The following is a 22,575-nucleotide window of genomic DNA, read 5'->3' on the forward strand; positions in this document are numbered from 1 at the left end:
TGCTTTTACGGCGCGCCAGCGCCGAAATTGAGGGTGTGCCGCACGAGACGAAGGCATGCGTATTGAGCGAGGGCCGACGGCCCCGTTGTTCGTGCCTGACTTGAACGTTGAACGCGTGCGCGCGAGCTTTTATTCGCCCCCGGCTTCGCGCTTGAATTGCACATCGTCCCGATACCAGCGCGGCGTATAGATCCACTCGCCGCCGTCGCCGCGAGCGAACCCGCGCGTAGTCGACGAGCCGACGATCACCATCGTGCGCATGTCGACGTCCGCGGAACGCAGTTCGCCGAGCGTCATGGCGCGCAGCGTCCCGCCGGGGCGGCCCACGTCGCGGCCCAGCACCACGCGCGTCTGCGGCGCTCGCTCGCTGCGCACGATCTCCAGCGCGCGGTCGAGCTGCCAGGGCCGCGCGCGCGAAATCGGGTTGTAGAACGCCATCACGAGATCGGCCTGCGCCGCATGCAGCAGGCGCTGTTCGATCACGCTCCACGGTTTCAGGTTGTCGGAAAGCGAGAGCATGCAGAAGTCGTGGCCGAGCGGCGCGCCCGCCTGCGCCGCTGTAGCGAGCGCCGCGGAAACGCCCGGCACGATCGTCAGCGCGACGGCGTGCCAGCGGGCGTCGTCCGAGCCTTCGAGCGCTTCGAGCACGGCGGCCGCCATGGCGAACACGCCGGGGTCGCCCGACGAGACCACGGCCACGCGCCGTCCCTCGCTCGCCATCTCGAAGGCGTGACGGGCGCGCTGCAGCTCTTCGCGGTTGTCGGTGGCGTGGCGCTGCTGGTCCGCGCGAAACGGGCCCGCCATGTCCACATAGGTTGCGTAGCCAACGATATCGGTGGCGTCGTCCAGCGCCGCGCGCGCGGCGGGCGCGAGCAGATCGGCGCGGCCGGGGCCGAGACCCAGCACCGTGAGCTTGCCGCGTGCTCGACCCAGCGTGTGCGGGTCGAGCGGCGCGGCGGCGCAGGCTAGTGCAATGCCGTCTTCGTTCGACGTGTAGCGCTCGATGTCCGCGCCGAGGTCGAGCGCACAAAGCACGGCTTGCGGCGTAGGGTCCGCGCCGTCGACGAAGCGCAGCGGCACGCCGAGTTCCGTGGCCGCCTGCGCAAGCGACGCATCGCGCATGTGCGACGAAGGCGCGACGAGCGCCGCGAGCGCAAGCGGCGCGAGGCCGTGTGCGGCCAGCGCACGGCGCACGCGTTCGGCGATCGCTTCGCGCGGCGCGCCGACGGCCGCCACGATGCTGCGCGGATGGATCACGAGGACGGCGGGATTGCCGTCCCAGGCCTGCGCGCTCACGCGGATGGCATGGCGCGCGTCCCCGTCGCGCGGCAGATCGACGTTTTCGAGCCACGGCGCATTGCCGGCGACGCGCGTGGACGCGCCCGCGAGCAGGTCGGACACGAAGCGCTTGCCTTGCGCGAGGCTCGCGAGCGCATAGCCCGCGGGCGGATTGAGCAGGCAGGTGCCGAAGCGCAGTTCGCCGCTCGTCGTGATGGCGGGCGCGACGGCGAGCGCCGCGCCGATCTCGCGCGCCATGACGTTCACGCCGGTCAGGCCGCCAAGCAGCGGCACGACGGCGCTGCCGTCCTCGGCGAGCGCGAGCACAGGCGGCTCCGCGCCCTTGTTGGCGAGCAGCGGCGCGAGGCAGCGGATCACGATGCCCGCCGCGCACAGTGCGACGATGGGCGCACCGCGCGCGTAGCATTCGCGCAAGTGCGCGCCGAGTTCGCTGAACGCAACATCGCCCTGTACGCGGCCTTGCAGCGCATGGACCCGCGCGCCCGCATAAAGCGCCTGCACGCGCCGCGCCGTGGCGAGCGCGCCGGGGCCGAGAATTACGATGGCGGGCGGCGTCACGACTGCCATTTCACCCCCGGTACGACGAGCAGCGAGAAGTAGGGCGAAGCCATCGGATCGACTTCGTCGAGCGGCACGATGCGCTGGTTCGACATCGTTGCGCGCTCAACATAGTGCGCGCGGTGCGCGAGACCGAGCTCGCCCAGCACGCGGCGGACTTTTTCGAAGTTGCGGCCCAGCTTCATGATGACGGCGGCGTCCGCGTCGGCGAGGCGGCGGCGCAATTCGTCCTCGGGCAGCACGCCCGAGAGCACGGCGAGGCTCTGGTTGCGGTAGACGAGCGGCACGCCCAGCACGGCCGTGCCGCCCAGCATCGAGCACACGCCGGGCACGACTTGCGCCTCGTAGCGCGCCGCGAGCCGGTCGTGCAGATACATGTACGAGCCATAGAAGAACGGATCGCCTTCGCAGATCACGGCCACGTCGCGTCCCGCGTCGAGATGGCGCGACACCATTTCCGCCGCGCCGTCGTAGAAGTCCGCGATGATCGCTTCGTAAGAGAGCGGCGGCTCCAGGGCTTCGGTCGTCACGGGGTACACGAGCGGCATGCGTTCCTGCTGCGCTTCGAGATGCGCCTCGACGATGCCGAACGCGTTGCCCTTCTTGCCCCTGGCCACGAAAAAGGCGACCACGGGCGCGGCTTTGAGCAGCCGCACTGCCTTGAGCGTGAGCAACTCGGGGTCGCCGGGGCCGACGCCGATGCCGTGCAGAACGCCTTTGCGGTTCATTTATTCGGTCTCCGAAGCGAGTGCGTTGACGGCGGCGGCGGCCATCGCGCTGCCGCCGCGGCGGCCGTGCACGACGACGAAGGGCAGGCCATGGCTTTCGGCGGCGAGCTGCGCCTTGGACTCGGCCGCGCCGACAAAGCCCACGGGAAAGCCCAGGATGAGCGCGGGACGCGGCGCGCCCGCGGCGATCATGTCGAGCAGATGAAAGAGCGCGGTGGGCGCATTGCCGATCGCGACCACGCTGCCCGCGAGGTGCGGCCGCCACAATTCGAGCGCGGCCGCCGAGCGCGTGTTGCCCATCTCGCGCGCGAGGGTGGGCACGGTGGGGTCGTCGAGCGTGCAGATCACGGCGTTATGCGCGGGAAGGCGGGCGCGCGTGATGCCGTAGGCGACCATCTTCGCGTCGCAGAGAATCGGTGCGCCGTTCGCGAGGGCCGCGCGGCCCGCGAGGCCGGCGCCCGTGGAAAACGCGAGGTCGGCGACCACGTCCACCATGCCGCACGCATGAATCACGCGCACGGCGAGTTTTTCGAGGTCGGCGGGAATGCGCGAGAGGTCGGCTTCTGCGCGGATCGTCGCGAACGACTCGCGATAGATCGCGTGGCCGTCGCGGATGTAATCAGACATCGTGGGTGCTCCGGGGCTGCTGGGCGAGTGCAAGCGCAGCAGCTTCGATCGTCAGGTTGGGCGCGAGGAGTTGACCAAAGCGCGGGCCAAGGCCGGCTTTGCTGTCTTCACGCCGGTAGAGGTCGTAGCGCTCCGGCGCGCTTGCGAGCAGCGTGAACGGCGCGCGATGCGCAGCCGCGCAGGAGCGCTCGCAGCCGCTCAGGTGGACTTCCGTATCGTCCGGCAAGAGCGTGGCGAGACGCAGTGCGTCGGCTTTCGTGTCGGCGCGGCTTTTCGCGCAGCCCGTCGAGCCGGTGCAGGCGACGAGGCGTGCGAGCGGGTCCGCGTTCGCGCAGACGAGGCCGAGCGCGCGCAGGCGTTCGAGCGTGGCGGGCATGGCGTGTCCGGCCACGTTGGGCAGCAACAGGCCCTGCCAGGGCGTCACGCACAGCGTCGCGTCGCCGTGTTCAACTGCGAGGTCGGCGAGCGCATGCAGTGTGTTCGAGTCGATGCGGCCGAGTACGGGCTGAGCGCCCACGTAGCCGCTGCCGTCGGCGTGGAGCGCGTGAGCGCCGAGGCGCAAGCGGGCATCGCTCGTGGCGCGTCGCCATGCGTGCGACGGGGTGTCGTCGCGCATCAACGCGAATTCGCCGTGCTCTCGCGCGCGTTGCAGCAGCGCTTCGAGCGAGTGTGCGGCCAGTACGTCGCGCATGCGTGTGGCGTTCGCGTTCGCGAGATCGAGGAACGCATGGAGCAGCGCGCGGATCGATGTGCAGACGTCTTCAACAGCGAGCGCGCCAACCGGCGGCTCGCTTGGGCAGCCTGCAAGGCCCAGAACGAAGCGCACGGTCGCGCCATGCTTGCGCGCGGCGAGCCAGATGTCGTGCGGATGCTCGAGCATCGCAAGACGCTCGCCGCCGTCCAGTTGCAGCGCGAACTTCGGCGAGAGCGCGGCGAAGCGCGGCTCGCGCTGCATCATGTCGATGAGCGCCTGGGCGAGCGCTGTGGTGTCGCTCGCGGCGTTCGGATCGAGCCCCGCGAGCGGGCTCAGCATCACGTTGCGCAGTTCGTCGGCGGCGCAGGCGCGCTCGACCGGGCTCGCGGCGTCGATGCCGGCGGGGCCAAGGCCCGCGCCGATCAGCATGGCGCTCAATGCCGCTTCCTCGCCCGCGCGCACGCCGCGAATCTGCACGTTCGCGCGATTGGTCAGTTCGAGCACGCCGCTTGCGTGCGCCCGCGCGGCATCGGCGAGGGCGCGCGAGTGCGCGGCGCTCAGCACGCCGCCGGGGAGACGGATGCGGCACAGGCCGCCGTCGCGCGCGGCGACCACGCGCATGAGCCCGGGACACGCCGAAGGGCGGACCGCGGCGAGCGCAGCGAGGGGCAAGACGGGCTTCGTTTCGTGTTTCAAGGGAATACCGGGTAATCGACGCGCGAGAGCGGCGCGCTGCCCGCGGGGCATGCGGGCAACGGCTGCGGTATCGGTACACCCCGCCCGATATGGCTTCGCACGAATAGTCGGCCGGCAGGTCTCCTGGCTCGCAGGTCGTGGACCGCATCGGCCTTCCCGGTGAAACCAGTGGCTCGGGTGGATGCGGTCTCGCTGCTCACAGTCGCGGGGGCGGCCACAGCTTGCTGTGTTCCCTTTTATGCCTCAAGGCTTTTGGGCCTTAAAGGCGCCGGCGGACACGGTATTATGCCCGTTTTCAGGCGCGCTCCGCCCCGCAATCGGGTCGCGGGGCCGTGGCGGCGTAGAGAATCGGGCAACAGCGCGAGCAAAGGCGGGAGAACGAATGCAGGGCATGCAGGCATGGCTGACTGTGGTGGGCATAGGCGACGACGGCTATGCGGGGCTCGGGCGCGACGCGCGGCGCGCACTCTTCGACGCGGCCATCGTGACCGGCGGCGCGCGCCATCTCGCGATGCTGCCGGCGCGCGTGCGCGCGCGGCGTGAGCCGTGGCCGCAGCCCTTCAACGTCGAGGCGCTGCTCGCGCATCGCGCGTCGAACATGCCCGTATGCGTGCTCGCGAGCGGCGACCCCATGCTGTTCGGCGTGGGCGCGACGCTCGCGCGGCGCCTGGCACCCGGCGACATGCGCGTGTTGCCCGCGCCGTCGTCGCTCTCGCTCGCGGCGGCGCGCATGGGATGGGCGTTGCAGGACACGGCGATGGTTTCGCTCGTCGGCCGCCCGCTCGATGCGCTGCGCCGTCATCTCCATGCGCGCTCGCGCGTGCTCGCATTGAGCGCGGACGGGCGCACGCCGGCGGCGCTCGCCGCGCTGCTCACCGAGGCGGGCTTCGGCGCGACGCGTCTTGCCGTGTTCGAGCACGTGGGCGGTCCGCTCGAGCGCCGCGTCGAAGGCCGCGCCGATGCCTGGCACGTCGACGAAACCGCGGCGCTCAATCTCGTCGCGTTCGAATGCGCAAGCGACGCTGCCCACACCGGGGCGCGCGGCTGGACGCTCACGCCCGGCCTGCCCGACGACGCGTACCGCCACGACGGCCAGCTCACGAAGCGCGACGTGCGTGCGCTCACCCTGGCGCGTCTCGCGCCCGCGCCCGGCGCGCTGCTTTGGGACGTGGGTGCGGGCAGCGGCTCGATCGGCATCGAGTGGATGCGTTCGCATCCGGCTTGCCGAGCGATCGCGATCGAAGCGCACGCCGGGCGCCAGCGCTTCATCGAGCACAATCGCGCGGCGCTGGGCGTGCCCGGTCTGCAACTCGTGGCGGGCCGCGCGCCCGAGGCGCTCGCGGGGCTCGCCACGCCCGACGCGGTGTTCATCGGCGGCGGCGTGACTGCCCCTGGCGTGCTCGAGGCATGCTGGGCGGCGCTCGCGAGCGGCGGCCGGCTCGTCGCGAACGCGGTGACGCTGCAGAGCGAAGCGACGCTGGTCGCGTGGCGCGCGCAGCATGGCGGCACGCTCACGCGCATCGGCATTGGCGAGGCTCAGCCGTTGGGTGGCTTCGACACATGGCGTCAGGCCTTGCCCGTCACGCTCTACGAAGTCGTCAAGCCATGACGGCGCGCATCCTGCTGCTGGGGGGCACCGGCGACGCGCTGGCGATCGCCCGTACGCTCGGCGCGCCGCACATCTACTCGCTCGCGGGCCTGGGACGCGTGCCCGCTGATCTCGCCTGCGCGGTGCGCGTGGGCGGTTTCGGCGGGGCGCTGGGGCTCGCACGTTTTCTCGCAGAAGAAGATATCGCGCTCGTTCTCGATGCCACGCATCCCTACGCCGCGCAGATCAGCGCCAACGCGGCGCGCGCCTGCGAAGCCGCGCACGTGCCGTACTGGGCGCTGCGCCGCGCGCCCTGGCAGCCGCAGCCAGGCGACGACTGGCGCATGGTGAACGGCTGGGCCGGCGTAATCGAAGCGCTCGCGCCGTTCGCGCGCCCGCTCTTCACGCTCGGGCGCGAGCCGCTCGCGCATCTCGACGAAGTCCCCGAGCGGCAGCACTGGACGATTCGTTGCCTCGACGCTCACCCGGGCCATGCGCGCGCCCGCGTGATCGACGCGCGCGGGCCGTTCACGCCGGAAGGCGAGCGCAAGCTCTTCACCGAGGCGTGCATCGATGTGGTGGTCAGCAAGAACAGCGGCGGCGCAGCGACCGAGGCGAAGCTCGCGGTCGCGCGCGAAATGGGTCTGCCCGTGGTGATGATGCGGCGGCCGCCGCTGCCCGATGCGCAGCGCGAATTCGCGTCGGCGCAACAGGCGATCGACGCGCTTGCGAACGACATTCAGCGGAGTCTCAACGCATGACAGTATTCTTCATAGGCGCGGGTCCGGGCGATCCCGAACTGATCACCGTGAAGGGCCAGCGTCTCGTGCGCCATTGCCCGGTCATCCTTTACGCCGGGTCGCTCGTGCCGCCCGCCGTGCTCGAAGGCCACCGCGCACACAAGGTGGTGGACACCGCGCCGCTCACGCTGGACGAGATCGTCGGCTTGCTCGAAGATGCCCACGCCCAGGGGCTCGACGTGGCGCGCGTGCATTCGGGCGACCCGTCGCTCTATGGCGCGATCGGCGAGCAGATCCGGCGCTTGCGCATGCTCGGCATTCCTTACGAAGTCGTGCCCGGCGTGACCGCGACCGCCGCATGCGCGGCGGCGCTCGGCAGCGAGCTCACGCTGCCCGGCATCTCGCAAACGCTCATTCTCACGCGCTACGCCACGAAAACGTCGATGCCCGAAGGCGAGCAGCTAGGCGACCTCGCGCGGCACAAGGCGACGCTCGCGATCCACCTGGGCGTGCGCCATATCGCGCGTATCGTCGAGGAGTTGCGGCCGCATTATGGCGAGGATTGCCCCGTGGCGGTGATCTATCGCGCGAGCTGGCCCGACGAGGAACGCGTGACCGGCACACTCGCGGACATCGCCCACAAGGTGCTGGCCACCGATATCGAGCGCACGGCGCTCATTCTCGTGGGCCGGGTGCTCGCGGCGGACGGGTTCGCGGATTCGACGCTGTATGGGGCGTCGAAGCGGTAGGCGCTACGAAAGCGCACGCAAGTGATCGCGCAGCTTGTCCACTTCGCCTTCGGCAAAGTCCTTCTCGATTTCAGCATGCGTTTGCTGCCATAGCGGGAACGCCTCGTTGAGCAACTGATGCCCCTCGGGCGTCAGGCTCAGCAGGCGACTGCGCTTGTCCTGCGGATCCGGCTCGATGACCACGAGCCCGCGCCGCTCCAGCGGCTTGAGCGCGGCCGTTAGCGTGGTGCGGTCCATGGCCAGCAGCGACGCCACATCTTTCATGCCGGGCGGATACGGCCGGTTCAGCGACATCAGCAGCGAAAATTGGCCGTTCGTGAGATCGAGCGGACGCAGCACGTCGTCGAAGATGCGCGCAAGGTTGCGCGCCGCCCGCTGCATATGCAGACACAGGCAGCAATCGCGCACCAGTAGCGTGGTTTCGAAGGGAAGTTTCTTTGCGCGTGCCATGTTGAAATTATGTTGATATCAACCTATGCTGTCAAGGCCGGACGGGCGACATGGCGTTGCTCCCGGTTTTCAGACGAGTAGACGGAGGACACATGAGCGATCAGAAGCTGTTTCTCGCTGTTTTTCTCGGCAGCAAGGATAACGCGCGCATGAAGGCGTGGTCGGCGCTTCCCGAAGCAGAGCGGCATGCACGAGAGAAGGAGGGCATTGCGGCGTGGCATGCATGGGTCGAAAAACACAAGGAGTCGATCACCGACTTTGGCGGACCGCTCGGCAAGACGAAGGCGATCGGCGAAAACGGCATCGTGGATGCGTCCAATGCGCTGACGGGCTTTACGGTCGTGCGTGCCGCATCGCATGAAGCGGCGGCGAAGATGTTCGAAGGCCATCCCCATTTCTCGATTTTTCCGGGCGAGTCCGTCGAAGTGATGCCGGTTCTCCCGATACCGGGCGCATAAGCCTTCGGAGACTCGCGATGAAGCTCTACGGATTTGCCGGCACCCGTTCGCAACGCGCGTTATGGGGCCTCAAGGAAGTCGACGCCGATTTCGAATTCGTCTCGGTCAATCTGCTCGAAGGCGAGCACAGGCGGCCCGAATACCTGCGCCTCAATCCAGCTGGCAAGGTGCCGGTGCTGGTCGACGGCGACCGCGTGATTCCCGAATCGGCCGCAATCGTGCTGTATCTCGCGGACAAATATCCCGGGAAGCGGTTGATGCCCACGGATCTCGACGAGCGCGCGCAGGTGTATCGCTGGACGCTGTTCGCGGTTACCGAACTCGAACAGCCGCTCTGGCGAATCACGCGGCACTCGTTTCTCTATCCGCCGGAAAAGCGTCTTGCAGCCGATATCGAACTGGCGCGTGAGGATTTCAGGAATATGGCCACGGTGCTCGAAAAGCATCTGGAAGGGCGCGAGTTCATCGTCGGCAACAGGCTTTCGGCTGCCGATTGCGTGACCGTCTACCTGATGGACTGGGCCAACGAGGTGCAGCTTCTCGATGGGTTCCCGCGTTTGCAGGCCTATCTCGAACGCTTGTATGCAAGGCCCGAAGCGCCGCAACGCATTGCCGAAGCACGCAAAGCTGCATAACAGGAAAAACAGCCCAATCAGCACATGCCGATTGGGCTGCTTCGTGATGCGAAGCGTTATTCAATGCGCCCGCGCGTGCTCCACATGCGCGCGTGGCTGCGTCACCACGCTCACCAAGGCCAGCACGATCACATTCACGAACAGCGCGAGGAACCCGATGTTGATGTCCTTGAGCGCATCGGGTGCGAACGGAATCAACTGGGCCACGCTCAAGTGGGTCAGTGTCGTGACGATCACGACGAGCACCCCCGCCACGATGCCGCAGAACGCGCCTTGCTTCGTCACGCGGTTGCGCGCGGAGAGGCTGCATATCATCGCCGGGAACAACTGCGTGACGAAGTTGTAACCCATCAGCAGCAGCGCGACGATGGTCTCGCCGCCCCTCAGCGTGAAGCCTACCGCGACGAGCGCGATCACCGGCACGAAGCAACGCGCGAGTTTCGCGACTTGCGCATCGTCAGCGCTTTTCGCGAGGCCGCCGCGATAGACGTCGTTGGCGAGCAGCGTGGAAGCCGTGGTGAGGATCATGGAGCCCGGCACGAGCGCGGTGAGGACGCCCGCCGCGCCGATCACGCCCACGAACCACGGATCGAACGTTTGCAGCGCGAGGCGAAAGAGCGAGAGGTCGATGTCGGAGCCCTTGAGGCCCGGCACCTTGAGCACGGCCGCGAAGCCGCAGAAGAACACGAACAGCAGGATGAGCTGGTAGAGGGGCAGGATCATCGCGTTGCGGCGGAAGATGCGCGCATCCTTCGCGGTGTACACCGACATGAACGTGTGCGGCCACATGAAGAAGCCAAGCGCCGTGAGCAGCACGGTGGACTGGAACCAGGTCACGCTCTGGCCGCGTGCCGGGAAGGTGAGGAAGCCGGGCTTGGCCGCGTCGATGGCGCGGAACATCTCGCTCAGGCTGCCATAGTGGTGAATCGGCAGATAGATGCCGAGGAACACCGCAATGGCGAGAATCAGCGTGTCCTTGACGACCGAGTTCCACGCGCAGCCGCGCACGCCGGAGACGATCACGTAAGACGTGACCACGGCCGCGCCGATCCAGATGGCCGCCGTGGAGGAAATCGCGCCATAGGAGGCCGTCGTCACGATGATGCCGAGGCCCTTCAGTTGCAGCACGAGATACGGCACGAGGGCGAGCACGCCCACGCACGCCACCAGCACGCCCAGCGCGGGGCTTTGATACTTGCGCGCGAAGAAGTGCGGCTGCGAGACGAGCCGGTGCTGCTTGGCGAAGCGCCATACGGGCGGCAGCATCCAGTACGAGAGGATGTACGCGAGCGTGCCGTAGGCAAGAATGTAGTAGACGGGCGCGCCCTTGCCATACGCAAAGCCGCTGCCGCCGAGGAACGTGAACGTCGTGTAGATCTCGCCCGCCATCAGCAGGAAGACGAACGCGGTGCCGAAACTGCGTCCGCCTACCGCCCACTGCTCGAGACTCATGTCGTGCCCGCTGCGAGCGCGCATGCCGAGGAAGAGCGCGACGACCGTGATTGCCGCGATGATGAAGAGGGCACTCATGAGCGCACCTCCGCGTCCGCCTCGCCCGAAAGCCGGTTGGTCGGATCGAGCCGGTAGACGATCGCCATGATCGCCGCGGCCAGCACGACCCACATGACGATCCACGCCAGCACGAGCGGCATGCCGAGCACGAGCGGCTCGGTGCGGTTGACGAACGGCACCCCTAGCAGGATGCCGATAAAAGGCAAGGCAGCGAGCAACCTCAGTGACATGGCAACTCCTCTTGTAATTGAGAAGAAAAGAAACGTCGCGCCTGGGTGCGAGGCAGTCCACACTACGCTTGCGAACGCGCCCCGTAAAGTTGCCAAAATTACTGAAGACAGGAGCGGAAGGTCGCCGAAAGCATTGGTGCATTGCGCCATTTTTTCGATCCCGCGCAACATCGTCGAGCCACGCCTGGCGCCGATCCGGCTACACTTCTCGCCAACCCGGCGCGCCGGTTGCGCATGCCTTCAACGGATCGACTTCATGATCGAAAGCCTGATTTCAGACATCCTGTTCGGTTTCATCGGACTCATCAGCATCATCAATCCCTTCAGCGGTGCTTTTGTTTTTCTCGATCGCACCGCCACGCTCGACGACGAAGGGCGCCGCCTGGTTGCGAGGCGCGTGGCGATCAACGCGTTCTTCGTGCTGCTCGCGGCGTTTTTCGTCGGCACGCCCATCCTGCATTTCTTCGGCATCTCCATGGAAGCGCTGCGGATCGGCGGCGGCCTCGCCGTGGCCGTGGCCGGCTGGCAGATGCTCAACGCGCCCGAGCCCGAGCCGGCGCCGGTCGATCATCCCGTCAAGCCCATCAGCCCGGGCGCGGCCGCCGGCAAGGCGTTCTTTCCGCTCACGATTCCGCTCACCACGGGGCCAGGCTCGATCGCCACGGCCATCGCGCTCAACGCCAACCGTACGCACAAGCTTTCGGCGTGGCTGCTGTCGAGCGTCGCGTCGATCGTGATCTCCACGCTCGTCATGTTCGTCATCTATTACGTGTACAGCCGCGCCGCGAGACTTTCGCAGTACCTCGGTGTGGATGGCACGCGCGTGGCGATGCGCGTTTCCTCGTTTCTGCTCCTGTGCATCGGGGTGCAGATCATACTCACAGGCCTCGACGGCTTTCTCACGCCCATCGCCGACCTGCACGCCGCGAAATAGCGGTCATCAAGCAGGGCACGAAGCAGGGCATGAAGCCGGGCATGAAGCCGGCCGACTCATAGAGGCGTCTTGCCGAAGGAGACCACGATGTGCCGCTGGCTCGCCTATACCGGGAACCCCGTGCAGCTCGAAACCGTGCTGTTTCACGCGCGCCATTCGTTGATCGATCAGAGCCTGCATTCGACCAAAGGCGCGACCACCACGAATGGCGACGGCTTCGGGATGGGCTGGTTCCAGGACCCGCACGACATTCCGTTTCGCTACCGCAGCGTGCATCCGGCATGGAACGACCGCAACCTGCGGGAACTCGCGCGCGCGGTTCACGCGCCCATGTTCATCGCGCATATCCGGTCGGCCACCGACACGCCTGTGCAGGAGACGAACTGCCATCCGTTCCGCCACCGGCGCTGGATTTTCGCGCACAACGGGCTCATTCGCAGCTATCCGCTCCTGCGGCGCGACCTGCTCGTCGCGATCGATCCGGAGCGTTTCAACGCGCTCGAAGGTTCGACGGATTCGGAAGCGATGTTCTATCTGGCGATGACGTTCGGCCTCGAATTCGACCCCGTCGCCGCACTCGAACGCATGGCGGGCTTTGTCGAGGCCACGGCGAAAAGGCACGGCGTCGAACCGGCGCTCAATATGACCGTCTGCGCGTGCGATGGCGAGCAGATCGTCGCCGCGCGCTATTCGAGCGAGCGCAATTCGCGCTCGCTCTTTCACACGACGGCGTTCAGTCATCTGCGGGAGCTTTATCCCGACGATCCGCGCATCGCGGCGGCGGGCGACGACGCTTATCTGCTGGTTTCCGAGCCGCTGGGCGACCGGCCCGAGGTATGGGCCGAGGTGCCCGAATCGACGGCCATCGTCGTGCGCGGGCCCAGGGTCGAATACCGGCCATTCGTGCCGATCGCGCCGTAGCCCGACGTGAGGCGACGTGACGCGACGCAAGGCAATGTAAGGCGCTTCAGGCGCTCCGGCGCCGGAGCCTCGCCGCCGCGAGAGCGAGCACCTCGTCGAACAGCGTGACATCCACGGGCTTCACGAGATGCATCTCGAAGCCGGCCTCGCGCGTGAGTTCGATGTCGGCGGTCTGGCCGAATCCCGTCATCGCGGCGAACAAGGTTTGCGAGAGCGGGGGCAGCGCGCGCAGGGCGCGGAGGGTTGCATAGCCGTCGATTTCGGGCATGGCGATGTCGATGAGCGCCACATCGGGTGTGAAACCGTCGACTTCGTTGCAGGCCTGTGCGGCGCCATAGGCCACTCTTACGTCGTGCCCCTTGAGTTCGAGCAGCATGGCGAGGCTGTCCGCCGAGTCGCGGTTGTCGTCCACCACGAGCACGCGCAGCGGCGGGATGCCGGCCTCGGCCAGCGCGGCAAGCTCGGCCGTATCCGGCGCGAGCGGCGGCTGATGTGCGGCATGCGTGGTCTCGCGCGCGAACGGCAGGCGGATCGTGAACGTGCTGCCCTTGCCGGGACCGTCGCTCCGGGCGGAAATCGTCCCGCCATGCAACTCGACGATCGAGCGGCACAGCATGAGGCCGATGCCGAGCCCGTTGTCCGTGGGGCCCGGCACTGCGCGGTCCTGGCTGAAGAGGCCGAAGATCGACTCGTAGGTTCCGGGCCGCAGCCCGCGGCCTTCGTCGCGCACCTCGATCTGCACGGCGCGCGCGACGGGGCGCACGTCCACGACGATGCGGCTGTCGTCGGGCGAAAATTTCGAAGCGTTGTGCAGGAGGTTCTGCAGCACCTGCACGAGGCGCGTGTGGTCGCCCATCATGACGAGCGTCCCGGCGGGCATCTGCACGTCAACTCGCTGGCCGCGCGACGCGGTGAACGGCCGCGCGGCGTCGATCGCGTGCGCGACCACTTCGCGCAGGTCGAGCGGCGCCTCGCGCAGTTCGATCTTGCCCGACGTGATGCGCCCGACATCGAGCAGGTCGTCCACCAGCCGCGTGAGATGCGCGATCTGGCGGTCGATCATCTCCTGTGCCTGTTCGATTTCGGGGCTCGGCGCTTTCGCGAGGCGCATCGTGGCCACCGCGTTGCGCACGGGGGCGAGCGGGTTGCGCAACTCGTGCGCGAGCATCGCGAGGAACTGCTTCATCTGCTCACTCGAATGCTCCAGTTCGGCGGTGCGCCGGCTTTCGGTCATGTCCCGCGTGACCTTCGCGAAACCGGTGTGCCGGCCGCTGCTGTCGTGCACCGCGGTGATCGTGACATTGGCCCAGAACATCGACCCGTCCTTGCGCACGCGCCAGCCTTCCGTCTCGACGCGGCCCAGTTCCTTCGCGCGGCGCAGTTCGCGTTGAGGCCGGCCGGCGGCAATTTCCTCGGGTGCGTAGAACACGGAAAAATGCTGGCCGACGATCTCGGCTGGCCGATAGCCCTTGAGGTTGGTCGCGCCGCTATTCCAGCTCACCACGACCCCTTGCGGATCGAGCATGAAGATCGCGTAGTCGCTCACGCTTTCCACGAGCAGGCGAAAGCGCTCTTCGGAAAGGCGCAGCGCCTCGACCTGGCGGCGCTCGGCGGTGAGGTCGCGCGTGACCTTGGCGAAGCCCGAAAGCGAGCCGTCGCGTTCGTGCAGCGCGGTGATGACGACGTTGGCCCAAAATGTCGTGCCGTCCTTGCGCACGCGCCAGCCTTCGTCGTTGAAGCGGCCATGCAGCGCGGCCTGCTCCAGCTCGTGCTCGGGCCAGCGGCGTGTCCTGGCTTCCTCGGTATAGAAGCGGGAGAAATGCTGGCCGATGATTTCGTGCGCCTCGTAGCCCTTGATGCGGGCCGCGCCGCGATTCCAGCTCGAGACGTAGCCGCGCGTATCGAGCAGGAAGATCGCGTAGTCCTCGATCGGCTCGACGAGCGCTTCGAAGCGGCGTTCGCGATGGGCTTCCGGTGTGGTGCGATGCGGGGTGGCGCGGGCGTCTAACGTCGTCATGGTCCTCGGTTCTGTCATGGGGCCTGGTCCTCGGTAACAGGCGCTGGCCGCCTGAACGGACGCCGGCGCGCGGCGGAACCTGCGCTTACCATGCGCGCTGCCCGGAGCGGTCATACTTTTCGGCCATTGCCGGGATGCCTGCGCGCACGTGGCGTTCCGCGCGGCGCACCTGGCGCGTGAGCAGCACGACGTGCTGCGGCACCACGCGGCGGGCGCGCAAGGTCCAGAACGCGCCGCGCAGCAGCGCCACGCCTGCTGGCCCGAGCGAGCGCTGGCGCGCGAAGACGGCGAGCGCGCGGCCGGTGGCGGCAATCGCGTCGCGCACGGGCAGGCGCATCCATGCGACCCACGCGGCGTTGCGCGCAAGCGCGCATTGCTGCTTGCGCGTGAACCAGCGATATAACGGCTCACGATGCGCGAGCGCCTGCTCGCAATATACGATCTGATGCCCGGCCGAGAGCATGTCGAGCGCGGCGAGTTCTTCCGCGCCGCCGTGCGAGAGCCGCTCTTCGTAGCCGCCGAGCGCGCGGAAAACGCCTGCGCGGAAAATGCACGCGCCGCCCATGAAGTTCGCAAGCGCCGGGCCGGCGAGACCTTCCGCGCCCGGCGAGGTCGCGGCGAGCATCAGGCAGGCCGGGTGGATCTCGCGCTCGTCTCCGCTCACCACGCGCGCGTTGAGCACCGCGACTTGCGCGTGCGCGTCGAGCAGTTGCGCCGCGCGTGTGAGCGCGCCCGGCGCGAACCAGGTACTGTCCTCGCAGCAGGCTACATATTCGGTGCGCGCGAGCAGGACGGCGCGATTGAAGCCGGCCATGCCGTGATCGCCCAGCGACTGGACGATGCGCACCTGCGGAAACAGCGAGCCGAGCAGGGACACGGTCAAATCAGTCGAGCCGTTGTCCGCCACGATGACGTCCGGGTGCTCCGGGAGCGCGGTGAGGCGCGCAACGGTATCGACGATTTGACGCACGTGGTTGCGCGTGAGGACGACCACCGTCACGCGGGGCGCGCTGGAGGGTCCGGGGGCAGGGGCGGAGTCGTTCATCGCAACAGGCGGCGCGAGCCGGTCGGTGGAGTTGTCGAGCTGACCTGTGTCAGCATACGCCGATGGCGTGCCATATGCAGCACAGGCTGTAACGCCCGCGGTGGCTGGGCGCAGCAGCGCTGCTGCAGGGCACTGCGCAGGATTGCGCAATTTTCGCGCCCGCTGGACAGTGTGGGCGGCATTCAAGGGGGCGCGTTCAGCGCCCTGTCCAACCGCTGATGCCGCTGCTCAATCGCGAGCGCAGACCTCGTCGAGGTGGCCGAGCAGGTCGGCGGGATCTTCGTACACGCGCAGCGCGCCCGCGCGTTCCAGCTCCTCGGTGCCGTAACCGCCCGACAGCAAGCCGATGCCCAGCGCGCGGCAGCGCTGGGCCGCAAGCATGTCCCAGACGCTGTCGCCCACCACGAGGCAGCGCTCGACCGGCACGTTCAGCCGCAGCGCCGCCGCCACGAACAGGTCGGGGTCGGGCTTGGCATGGCGCACTTCATCGCGGGTGACGACGGTCGTCACGGCGGGATCCACGCCGAGCGCCTGCAGATTCACGGACGCCGTGGCGATGCGCCCGCTCGTCGCGATGGCCCACGGCACCTGCGCGGCGCTGAGCGTATCGAGGAGCTCGCGCGCACCGGGCAGCGGGCGCACCTGACCGGCGTAGCGGCGGTAAGCTTCGGCGTGTAGTTTCTGCAAATGCGCAATGCGCTCCGGCGAGATGGCCGCATGCGTCTCGCGTAGCAACTGGTTCATGAAGAGCCCGCCGCTCATGCCGATGCGGCGGTGGATGCGCCAGACCGAAAGCTCGATGCCGTCCGCGTCGAGCGCCTCCTTCCATGCGAGCACGTGCTGATAGACGCTGTCGACGAGCGTGCCGTCGAGATCGAACAAAAAGGCCGATTCGTTGCGCATGGGAAGCTCCTGAGCCAGCACGAGGATGAGGCTGCGGTGACGCAAAAAGTGTACGCCGGAGTCCGTCTACCCGCGCCGAGGCGGGCGCTCTCACAAAGCGTCGAGAGTCAAGGGGCGCTCGCGGGCGCGCCCGACGACGCTTGCGCGCCTTGCGCGGCCGCGGCTCGCGGATACATCTGCAGCAGCACGCGCAACACGCCATTGGTCCAGCCAAAGCCATCCTGCAGCGGATATTCGCCGCCACCCGCCGAAGAGGCCTGAGTCGCCGAGGCGCTCACGTCATACTTTTCGACGAGCTTGTGCGTGCGCTGATAGTAGGCGAGATTCGTCGCGATCCAGCGCGTGGCGATTTCCTGCGCGAGATCCTGCTCGCCGTAGCGGCGCAGCCCCATGATCGCGAGATATTGCAGCGGCGCCCAGCCGTTCGGCTCGTCCCATTGCTGGCCCGTCGCGATCTGCGTCGTGGCGAGCCCGCCTGGACGCAGCAGCCCGTCGCGCGCCGCGGCGGCCACCTCGCGCGCCTCTTGCTTCGTCGCGACGCCGGCGTAAAGCGGGTAGACGGTCGCCGCCGTGAGCCGGTGCGTGAGCGTGTGGTGCGCGACGTCGTAATCGCTGTAGGCATGCAATTGCGGATCCCACAGCACGCGGTGGATGGCGTCGGCGCGTTGCTGCGCGCGCTTCGTCATCGATGCGGCCTCGCGCGCGTCGCCCTTCAGGCCGTAGGCCTTCGCGAGCGTGCGTTCGAGTATCGCCATCAGCGAATTGAGGTCCACCGGCGCGAGCGAGGTCACCTCGATGGTCGCGAGCGTGCGGCCGTCGGCGAGCCAGCGCGAGCTATAGTCCCAGCCGGTTTCCGCGCCCGCGCGCAGGTTGCGCCAGAGATCCGGGGCGTCGCGCTGCGGCGTGGCCCGCGCCGTGAGGAGGTCCTCGCGATACGACTCGTCGCGCGGCCGGTTGCGCGCGTCCCAGTAGCGGTTGAGCAGCGTGCCGTCGGGCAGGCGCACGACGTGGCGCGTGGCCCGGCCGGGCGCGAGCGTTTGGGCGCCGGCCATCCAGTAGTCGTATTCCTTGCGCAACTGCGGCAGGTAACGCAGGTAGACGGCGTCGCCGTCCTTGTCGGCGATGAGGCTCACCATCTGCGCAAAAAACGGCGGTTGCGAGCGGCTCAGGTAATACGTGCGATTGCCGTTGGGGATGTGTCCGTAGCGGTCGATCAGCGCGGCGAAATTGTTCATTTCGTCGAGCGCGAGTGCGTGGCGGCCGCTTGCCTCGAGTCCCTGCATGATGAAGTACGAGTCCCAGTAGTAGACCTCGTTGAAGCGGCCGCCAGGCACGACGTACGCATGGGGCAGCGGCAGCAGCGACGAAGCGTGGTTCGTCTGCGCATCGGGGCGGCGGCTCAGCACGTTCCAGAGCGTGTCGATATGGCCGACCGCGTCCTGCTTCGGATCGGAAACGTAGTGATCGTCGATGTGCACCGGGGCTGCGAAGTATTGGTTCACGAACCGCGTGAGCGCCGCCTTGCGCTCATCGGCGTCTCGCTCGCCCGCGTGCTGCTGTCGCCAGCGGTCGTAGGCCGCCGTGATCTGGGCGGGGTCCGTGTTGGGCACCATGTCGGCAAACGTCTTGCTGTCCGGAAAGACCCGCGCGAGCTGGACATCGTGATAGAGGCGGCCGTAGAGGTCGGCGGGCGTCGCGGGTTGGCTGTCGTTCGTGGCGGCGTGCTGCGCCGGTGAGCGGACCGGTTTCGCCGATGTCGATGAGCTTTGTAATTCCGGCCCGCTGTGCACGGGTGCGGACGCAGCCGGTGCATCGACGGCATGAGCGATTGGCGCGAGAGGCGCCGCGAGGCAGAACACTGCCGCGAAGGTGACGGCGAAGGAGGCGGGTTTCGTTGCGAATGCAGGTGGCTTGCAGCGGAACGGAAAAGGCATGGGCTGGAGGGTCGTGGTGGGCGAGGCGCGCGCTTGCGGCGGATGATCGAGCGAGGCAAAGCGTGCCGATGGAGCAATTGCCATTCCGCGCGGTCTGGCGGTTTTTGATGGGCTATTCGAAATCGGGATAGTTCTTATTCGTCATATTGCGTTGCGCGATAACGGTGTCAGCGGTGAAACTTGCGAAAAATCAATTCAACGCCGCATCAGGAGACATGACATGCGCACCCAGGTTGGCATCATCGGCGCGGGGCCCGCGGGCCTGCTGCTTTCCCATCTTTTGCATCTGCGCGGGATCGACTCAGTCGTGCTCGAACTGCGTGGCCGCGAGCAGATCGAATCGACCATTCGCGCCGGCGTGCTGGAGCAAGGCACGATGGACCTGCTGACCGAAGCCGGTGTTGGCGAGCGCATGAAGGCCGAAGGCGCACTGCATCACGGCTTCGAGCTCGCGTTCGAAGGCAAGCGCCGCCGCATCGATCTCACTGGTCTCACGGGCAAATCCATCACCGTCTACGCGCAGCACGAAGTGCTCAAGGATCTGGTGGCCGCGCGCGCGGCGGCGGACGGCAAGCTCTTCTTCAACGTCTCGAACACGTCGATTCACGGCATCGAAAGCGATACCCCCTCGATCCGCTTCACGCACGAAGGCGAAGCGCACGAACTGCACTGCGATTACGTGATTGGCTGCGATGGCTTTCACGGCGTCTCGCGCGCGGCCATTCCGGCGTCGCTGCGCCAGGACTACGAACGCGTGTTCCCGTTCGGCTGGTTCGGCATTCTCGTGGAGGCGCCGCCCACCTCGGACGAACTGATCTACGCGCGCCACGAACGCGGCTTCGCGCTGATCAGCACGCGCTCGCCGAACGTGCAGCGCATGTACTTCCAGTGCGATCCGAAGGACAACGTCGAGAACTGGTCCGACGATCGCATCTGGGCCGAATTGCATGCGCGTGTCGATTCGCTGGAGGGGCACCAGGTGGTGGAAGGCAAGATCTTCCAGAAGAACATCGTCGGCATGCGCAGCTTCGTTTGCACGACGATGCAGCATGGCCGTCTCTTTCTCGCGGGCGATGCTGCGCACATCGTGCCGCCCACCGGCGCGAAGGGCCTGAATCTGGCGGTGTCGGACGTGCGCGTGCTGACCGCCGCGCTCGTCGCTTTCTACAAGGAGAGCCGCACCGATCTGCTCGACGCCTATAGCGAAACGGCGCTGCGCCGCATCTGGCGCGCCGAGCATTTCTCGTACTGGATGACGCGCATGATGCACCGTCTCGACGATGCCTCGCCGTTCGAACAGCGTCTGCAGGTCGCCGAACTCGAGCACGTCACGACGTCGCGCGCCGCCGCGACGGCGATGGCCGAGAACTACGTGGGCGCGGTGGCGGTGTGATGTCCGCGGTCTGAGCCGGGATTGCAGTCAACGCAATGGCCGCGCGAGTGTTGCACTCGCGCGGCCGCTGCGCGTTGAGGTTGCCTGCGAGGACGCCCGGCCCTCCCTTCGAATCGCCGTGAGCGGTGCAACGCGCAGTTCGTTCGCGAGCCGATGGAGACGCCCGGCAGGCGTCTTTGCCGATCCGTCACGGGGCCGAGTTCGCGCAGCGCGGCCGCGCCGCCTTGCTTGCCGCCCGCGATCACGTCGGCCGCGGGCGGCTACATCTTCGGCACGATGAAACGCAGCGTCACCGACACCACGATTGCCCACGGTGAGCAGATGTGCGCGGCGGCGGTCCGTATGCCGACGTGTCGCGGGAGACGCTCAGCGCTGCAACGCGCGGACAGCGGTTGCACGAAGGCGGGGAAGCGGCGGAGGTCGAATGCGTTTCAACCGGCGCTGCGGCCGGTCAAAACGCGACGCGGGAGACCGCGATGGTACGAAAACCCGAAAACCCGTGAAAAACCGGGGATGACGCTCGATTATTGGCTGGCGCCAGCGGCGGCGTTGGCTTTCTTCTGGGCGTCCTGCAGATTCTGCGGATAGTTCGGGTCGTTCTGCGACGGCTTGTAGCCCGCATCTTCCAGCTTCTTCAACTCGGCGTTGTTCTTCGCGCGAGCGGCCTTGCGTTCGGCCTTGTGCTGCGCTTTGGCTTGCGCCTTGGCCTGTTGCTTCTGTTCCTTGGTGAGCGGTTGCGAAGCCGCTGCGGCGGCCGGTGCGCTGGCCTCCGTCTGTGCGAATGCTGGCGCGGCGACGCCGATCAGGTATGCGGCAGTGGCCGCGGCGAGAGTCAGCTTGCTGGTGATGGAGCGCATCGATTTCCCTAATGATTGGTTTGAACGGCTTGCCCAGGGCTGGGCGGATGGGCGCCGGTGCGACTGCGAGCTTGCATCGGTACGCCCGTCGACCAATGTAAACGATCCGCGCCGGGGACGGTAGCAAGCGCTGACCCTGGCTAGACGGCGATCGTGGCAACGCCGGGCGCCCGGGCTCAGAGCCTCGCGGCGGCCGCCGCGACGATGCGTGCACGTTCGGCCAGCGACGCAGCTGATTGCGCGCGCAACCGTTCCACGACTGCGGGCGGCGCGCTAGCCGGATCGCCCGCATCGAACGGCGGGGCGGGCGCGTATTCGAGCTGGAGCTGAAGCGCCTGGGCGGCTTCGTCGCCGATCAGTTCGGCCGCGAGCGTCAATGCGAAATCGATGCCCGCCGTAATGCCGCCGCCGGTGAGCACGTTGCCGTCGCGCACCACACGCGCTTTCACGGCGATCGCGCCGAGCGGCTCGAGCAACTCGTGGAAGGCCCAGTGCGTGGTCGCCCGCTTGCCGCGCAGCAGGCCCGCCGCGCCGAGCACGAGCGAGCCCGTGCAGACCGAGGTGACATAGCGCGCCGTGCTCGCCTGGCGGCGCAGGAACGCGAGCGTGTCGTCATCGGGGATGAGCTGGGAGACGCCGCTGCCTCCCGGCACGCAGATCACGTCGAGCGGCGGGCAGTCGCCGAAGGTCGTGTCGGGCTTGAGCACGAGGCCGGTGCTCGAGCGGACCGGATCGAGCGTCTTCCAGACGAGCCGGGCCTGGGTGTCCGGCATCGAGGCAAGCACGTCATACGGACCGGTGAGGTCGAGCTGTTGCACGTTGGGAAAGACGAGAAAGCCGATTTGCAGCGCCATGAGGATCCCCGGGTCAAGGTGTGAGCATCGAGAAAACCGGCGGCGTGCCGGTTTGTCGATCACCAATGTAGCCTTGCGCGCATGCGCGACCCTGCCAAAAGCCGCGCAAAAACTGTCGCCCGAAAGATGTGCAAGCGGCCAGGAAGCCACACTCGGAAAGTGTCCAGCGAGATGCGCGGCGCCGCGGGTTTGAAACTCAGGCGGGCAACTTGCGGAACGTCACCGCAATGCGGTTCCAGCCATTGATCGCGATGATCAGCAGCGTGAGGTCGGCGATCTCCTGATCGGTGAAATGCGGCTTCACGCGTTCCCATACCTCGTCGGGCACGTGGGTTTGCGCGAGCAGCGTGACCGATTCGGTCCATTCGAGCGCGGCGCGCTCGCGCTCGGTGAAGAACGGGGTTTCCCGCCACACCGAAACGGTGGCGAGCCGGCGATCGGTCTCGCCTCCCTTGCGGGCATCCGCGGCATGCATGTCCACGCAGTATGCACAGCCGTTGATCTGCGACGCGCGCAGCCGCACCAGCTCCGCCAGCGGCTTTTCGATCGAGCCTTTGCTCGCGCGCTCTTCGAGCGCGATCATCGCCTTCGTGCCTTCCGGGCTGGCCTTGAAGAAATCCAGACGTGCCTGCATGACCGTTCACCTCTCCAGTTGAATTGAGTTGCGCCGACGCAATGGATCGAAACCTGCGCATTGCATCGACCACGGCTGCACTTTAGGCGTGACGCTGGCGCGTTCATATAGCCATTCTG

The 22,575-nt window shown here is 67.4% G+C and carries 22 protein-coding genes and 1 riboswitch; of the genes, 8 read left to right on the plus strand and 14 right to left on the minus strand.

Features of this window, described 5'->3' with window-relative positions; genetic code table 11:
- Positions 1–129: 129 nt before the first annotated feature.
- From cobJ to cobG, 4 genes are read right to left on the minus strand one after another with little or no spacing between them, the layout of a single operon-like run.
- Complete coding sequence (gene cobJ / locus BMI01S_RS24340) at positions 130–1,866, minus strand: precorrin-3B C(17)-methyltransferase (protein WP_042290862.1); 1,737 nt, start codon at positions 1,864–1,866, stop codon at positions 130–132.
- Positions 1,854–2,585, minus strand: a complete 732-nt coding sequence (locus BMI01S_RS24345) for a precorrin-2 C(20)-methyltransferase (protein ID WP_028231764.1) — start codon at positions 2,583–2,585, stop codon at positions 1,854–1,856. Before BMI01S_RS24345 ends, cobJ begins: the two co-directional genes overlap by 13 nt.
- Positions 2,586–3,212 (minus strand): precorrin-8X methylmutase, encoded by a 627-nt coding sequence (locus BMI01S_RS24350; protein WP_028210819.1) that lies wholly within the window; start codon positions 3,210–3,212, stop codon positions 2,586–2,588.
- Positions 3,205–4,527 carry a precorrin-3B synthase gene (gene cobG, locus BMI01S_RS24355; RefSeq protein ID WP_042290870.1) on the minus strand — a complete coding sequence of 441 codons (1,323 nt, stop codon included), beginning with the start codon at positions 4,525–4,527 and terminating at the stop codon, positions 3,205–3,207. Before cobG ends, BMI01S_RS24350 begins: the two co-directional genes overlap by 8 nt.
- A 171-nt stretch (positions 4,528–4,698) precedes the next feature.
- Positions 4,699–4,890, minus strand: a riboswitch (cobalamin riboswitch).
- Positions 4,891–4,993: 103 nt separating this feature from the next.
- Between cobG and BMI01S_RS24360 the strand changes: the two genes are divergently transcribed.
- From BMI01S_RS24360 to cobM, 3 genes are read left to right on the plus strand one after another with little or no spacing between them, the layout of a single operon-like run.
- Complete coding sequence (locus tag BMI01S_RS24360; protein ID WP_028231762.1) at positions 4,994–6,211, plus strand: bifunctional cobalt-precorrin-7 (C(5))-methyltransferase/cobalt-precorrin-6B (C(15))-methyltransferase; 1,218 nt, start codon at positions 4,994–4,996, stop codon at positions 6,209–6,211.
- Positions 6,208–6,951: a cobalt-precorrin-6A reductase gene (locus tag BMI01S_RS24365; protein WP_028231761.1), complete on the plus strand. Its 744-nt coding sequence runs from the start codon at positions 6,208–6,210 to the stop codon at positions 6,949–6,951. The genes BMI01S_RS24360 and BMI01S_RS24365 overlap by 4 nt, the downstream gene beginning before the upstream one ends.
- Positions 6,948–7,679: a precorrin-4 C(11)-methyltransferase gene (gene cobM / locus BMI01S_RS24370; RefSeq protein WP_028210823.1), complete on the plus strand. Its 732-nt coding sequence runs from the start codon at positions 6,948–6,950 to the stop codon at positions 7,677–7,679. The genes BMI01S_RS24365 and cobM overlap by 4 nt, the downstream gene beginning before the upstream one ends.
- 3 nt (positions 7,680–7,682) lie before the next feature.
- Here cobM and BMI01S_RS24375 read toward each other — a convergent pair whose 3' ends face one another.
- On the minus strand, positions 7,683–8,129 hold the full coding sequence (locus BMI01S_RS24375) for a MarR family winged helix-turn-helix transcriptional regulator (RefSeq protein ID WP_028210824.1): 447 nt from the start codon (positions 8,127–8,129) through the stop codon (positions 7,683–7,685).
- A gap of 92 nt (positions 8,130–8,221) precedes the next feature.
- Here BMI01S_RS24375 and BMI01S_RS24380 point away from each other — a divergent pair, with 92 nt between their 5' ends.
- Both BMI01S_RS24380 and BMI01S_RS24385 read left to right on the plus strand, forming a co-directional pair.
- Positions 8,222–8,587 carry a YciI family protein gene (locus BMI01S_RS24380; protein ID WP_028231760.1) on the plus strand — a complete coding sequence of 122 codons (366 nt, stop codon included), beginning with the start codon at positions 8,222–8,224 and terminating at the stop codon, positions 8,585–8,587.
- Between the two features lie 17 nt (positions 8,588–8,604).
- Positions 8,605–9,222: a glutathione S-transferase family protein gene (locus tag BMI01S_RS24385; protein WP_028231759.1), complete on the plus strand. Its 618-nt coding sequence runs from the start codon at positions 8,605–8,607 to the stop codon at positions 9,220–9,222.
- Between the two features lie 60 nt (positions 9,223–9,282).
- Here BMI01S_RS24385 and BMI01S_RS24390 read toward each other — a convergent pair whose 3' ends face one another.
- A complete protein-coding gene (locus BMI01S_RS24390) occupies positions 9,283–10,752 on the minus strand; it encodes a sodium:solute symporter family protein (RefSeq protein WP_028231758.1) in 1,470 nt (489 codons plus the stop codon).
- Positions 10,749–10,964 carry a DUF3311 domain-containing protein gene (locus BMI01S_RS24395; RefSeq protein WP_028231757.1) on the minus strand — a complete coding sequence of 72 codons (216 nt, stop codon included), beginning with the start codon at positions 10,962–10,964 and terminating at the stop codon, positions 10,749–10,751. Before BMI01S_RS24395 ends, BMI01S_RS24390 begins: the two co-directional genes overlap by 4 nt.
- 256 nt (positions 10,965–11,220) lie before the next feature.
- Here BMI01S_RS24395 and BMI01S_RS24400 point away from each other — a divergent pair, with 256 nt between their 5' ends.
- Both BMI01S_RS24400 and BMI01S_RS24405 read left to right on the plus strand, forming a co-directional pair.
- Positions 11,221–11,898, plus strand: coding sequence for a MarC family protein (locus BMI01S_RS24400; RefSeq protein WP_028210829.1), 678 nt, complete (start codon positions 11,221–11,223; stop codon positions 11,896–11,898).
- 87 nt (positions 11,899–11,985) lie between these two features.
- A complete protein-coding gene (locus BMI01S_RS24405) occupies positions 11,986–12,819 on the plus strand; it encodes a class II glutamine amidotransferase (protein WP_028210830.1) in 834 nt (277 codons plus the stop codon).
- 46 nt (positions 12,820–12,865) lie between these two features.
- Here BMI01S_RS24405 and BMI01S_RS24410 read toward each other — a convergent pair whose 3' ends face one another.
- The 4 genes from BMI01S_RS24410 to treF form a co-directional block, all read right to left on the minus strand.
- Positions 12,866–14,854: a PAS domain-containing hybrid sensor histidine kinase/response regulator gene (locus tag BMI01S_RS24410; RefSeq protein WP_081723489.1), complete on the minus strand. Its 1,989-nt coding sequence runs from the start codon at positions 14,852–14,854 to the stop codon at positions 12,866–12,868.
- Positions 14,855–14,921: 67 nt separating this feature from the next.
- Entirely contained in the window at positions 14,922–15,881 is a 960-nt protein-coding gene (locus tag BMI01S_RS24415) for a glycosyltransferase family 2 protein (RefSeq protein ID WP_036018397.1), read from the minus strand.
- A gap of 228 nt (positions 15,882–16,109) precedes the next feature.
- Positions 16,110–16,784, minus strand: coding sequence for an HAD family hydrolase (locus tag BMI01S_RS24420; protein WP_028210832.1), 675 nt, complete (start codon positions 16,782–16,784; stop codon positions 16,110–16,112).
- Between the two features lie 107 nt (positions 16,785–16,891).
- The gene (gene treF, locus BMI01S_RS24425) at positions 16,892–18,802 is read right to left on the minus strand and encodes an alpha,alpha-trehalase TreF (RefSeq protein ID WP_051381468.1); all 1,911 of its coding nucleotides are present in this window, start codon (positions 18,800–18,802) and stop codon (positions 16,892–16,894) included.
- 136 nt (positions 18,803–18,938) lie between these two features.
- Between treF and pobA the strand changes: the two genes are divergently transcribed.
- A complete protein-coding gene (pobA, locus tag BMI01S_RS24430; protein WP_028231755.1) occupies positions 18,939–20,111 on the plus strand; it encodes a 4-hydroxybenzoate 3-monooxygenase in 1,173 nt (390 codons plus the stop codon).
- 524 nt (positions 20,112–20,635) lie between these two features.
- Here pobA and BMI01S_RS24435 read toward each other — a convergent pair.
- The 3 genes from BMI01S_RS24435 to BMI01S_RS24445 form a co-directional block, all read right to left on the minus strand.
- Entirely contained in the window at positions 20,636–20,968 is a 333-nt protein-coding gene (locus BMI01S_RS24435) for a hypothetical protein (RefSeq protein ID WP_028210834.1), read from the minus strand.
- Positions 20,969–21,144: 176 nt separating this feature from the next.
- The gene (locus BMI01S_RS24440) at positions 21,145–21,822 is read right to left on the minus strand and encodes a DJ-1/PfpI family protein (RefSeq protein ID WP_028210835.1); all 678 of its coding nucleotides are present in this window, start codon (positions 21,820–21,822) and stop codon (positions 21,145–21,147) included.
- A gap of 196 nt (positions 21,823–22,018) precedes the next feature.
- On the minus strand, positions 22,019–22,456 hold the full coding sequence (locus BMI01S_RS24445; protein WP_028210836.1) for a carboxymuconolactone decarboxylase family protein: 438 nt from the start codon (positions 22,454–22,456) through the stop codon (positions 22,019–22,021).
- Between the last annotated feature and the right edge of the window lie 119 nt (positions 22,457–22,575).

It is taken from the genome of Paraburkholderia mimosarum LMG 23256 = NBRC 106338 (assembly GCF_000739815.1).
Taxonomy (GTDB): Bacteria; Pseudomonadota; Gammaproteobacteria; order Burkholderiales; family Burkholderiaceae; genus Paraburkholderia; species Paraburkholderia mimosarum.

What these genes read in the sequence shown, in the direction of transcription:
- BMI01S_RS24375 (WP_028210824.1), bottom strand. Translation starts at nt 8,129, where the DNA reads ATGGCACGCGCAAAGAAACTTCCCTTCGAAACCACGCTACTGGTGCGC.
- BMI01S_RS24405 (WP_028210830.1), top strand. Translation starts at nt 11,986, where the DNA reads ATGTGCCGCTGGCTCGCCTATACCGGGAACCCCGTGCAGCTCGAAACC.
- BMI01S_RS24445 (WP_028210836.1), bottom strand. Translation starts at nt 22,456, where the DNA reads ATGCAGGCACGTCTGGATTTCTTCAAGGCCAGCCCGGAAGGCACGAAG.
- BMI01S_RS24400 (WP_028210829.1), top strand. Translation starts at nt 11,221, where the DNA reads ATGATCGAAAGCCTGATTTCAGACATCCTGTTCGGTTTCATCGGACTC.
- pobA (WP_028231755.1), top strand. Translation starts at nt 18,939, where the DNA reads ATGCGCACCCAGGTTGGCATCATCGGCGCGGGGCCCGCGGGCCTGCTG.
- BMI01S_RS24420 (WP_028210832.1), bottom strand. Translation starts at nt 16,784, where the DNA reads ATGCGCAACGAATCGGCCTTTTTGTTCGATCTCGACGGCACGCTCGTC.
- BMI01S_RS24395 (WP_028231757.1), bottom strand. Translation starts at nt 10,964, where the DNA reads ATGTCACTGAGGTTGCTCGCTGCCTTGCCTTTTATCGGCATCCTGCTA.
- BMI01S_RS24350 (WP_028210819.1), bottom strand. Translation starts at nt 3,212, where the DNA reads ATGTCTGATTACATCCGCGACGGCCACGCGATCTATCGCGAGTCGTTC.
- BMI01S_RS24345 (WP_028231764.1), bottom strand. Translation starts at nt 2,585, where the DNA reads ATGAACCGCAAAGGCGTTCTGCACGGCATCGGCGTCGGCCCCGGCGAC.
- BMI01S_RS24360 (WP_028231762.1), top strand. Translation starts at nt 4,994, where the DNA reads ATGCAGGCATGGCTGACTGTGGTGGGCATAGGCGACGACGGCTATGCG.
- BMI01S_RS24410 (WP_081723489.1), bottom strand. Translation starts at nt 14,854, where the DNA reads ATGACAGAACCGAGGACCATGACGACGTTAGACGCCCGCGCCACCCCG.
- treF (WP_051381468.1), bottom strand. Translation starts at nt 18,802, where the DNA reads ATGGCAATTGCTCCATCGGCACGCTTTGCCTCGCTCGATCATCCGCCG.
- BMI01S_RS24440 (WP_028210835.1), bottom strand. Translation starts at nt 21,822, where the DNA reads ATGGCGCTGCAAATCGGCTTTCTCGTCTTTCCCAACGTGCAACAGCTC.
- cobM (WP_028210823.1), top strand. Translation starts at nt 6,948, where the DNA reads ATGACAGTATTCTTCATAGGCGCGGGTCCGGGCGATCCCGAACTGATC.
- BMI01S_RS24380 (WP_028231760.1), top strand. Translation starts at nt 8,222, where the DNA reads ATGAGCGATCAGAAGCTGTTTCTCGCTGTTTTTCTCGGCAGCAAGGAT.
- BMI01S_RS24385 (WP_028231759.1), top strand. Translation starts at nt 8,605, where the DNA reads ATGAAGCTCTACGGATTTGCCGGCACCCGTTCGCAACGCGCGTTATGG.
- BMI01S_RS24435 (WP_028210834.1), bottom strand. Translation starts at nt 20,968, where the DNA reads ATGCGCTCCATCACCAGCAAGCTGACTCTCGCCGCGGCCACTGCCGCA.
- BMI01S_RS24390 (WP_028231758.1), bottom strand. Translation starts at nt 10,752, where the DNA reads ATGAGTGCCCTCTTCATCATCGCGGCAATCACGGTCGTCGCGCTCTTC.
- BMI01S_RS24415 (WP_036018397.1), bottom strand. Translation starts at nt 15,881, where the DNA reads ATGAACGACTCCGCCCCTGCCCCCGGACCCTCCAGCGCGCCCCGCGTG.
- BMI01S_RS24365 (WP_028231761.1), top strand. Translation starts at nt 6,208, where the DNA reads ATGACGGCGCGCATCCTGCTGCTGGGGGGCACCGGCGACGCGCTGGCG.
- cobJ (WP_042290862.1), bottom strand. Translation starts at nt 1,866, where the DNA reads ATGGCAGTCGTGACGCCGCCCGCCATCGTAATTCTCGGCCCCGGCGCG.
- cobG (WP_042290870.1), bottom strand. Translation starts at nt 4,527, where the DNA reads ATGCGCGTGGTCGCCGCGCGCGACGGCGGCCTGTGCCGCATCCGTCTC.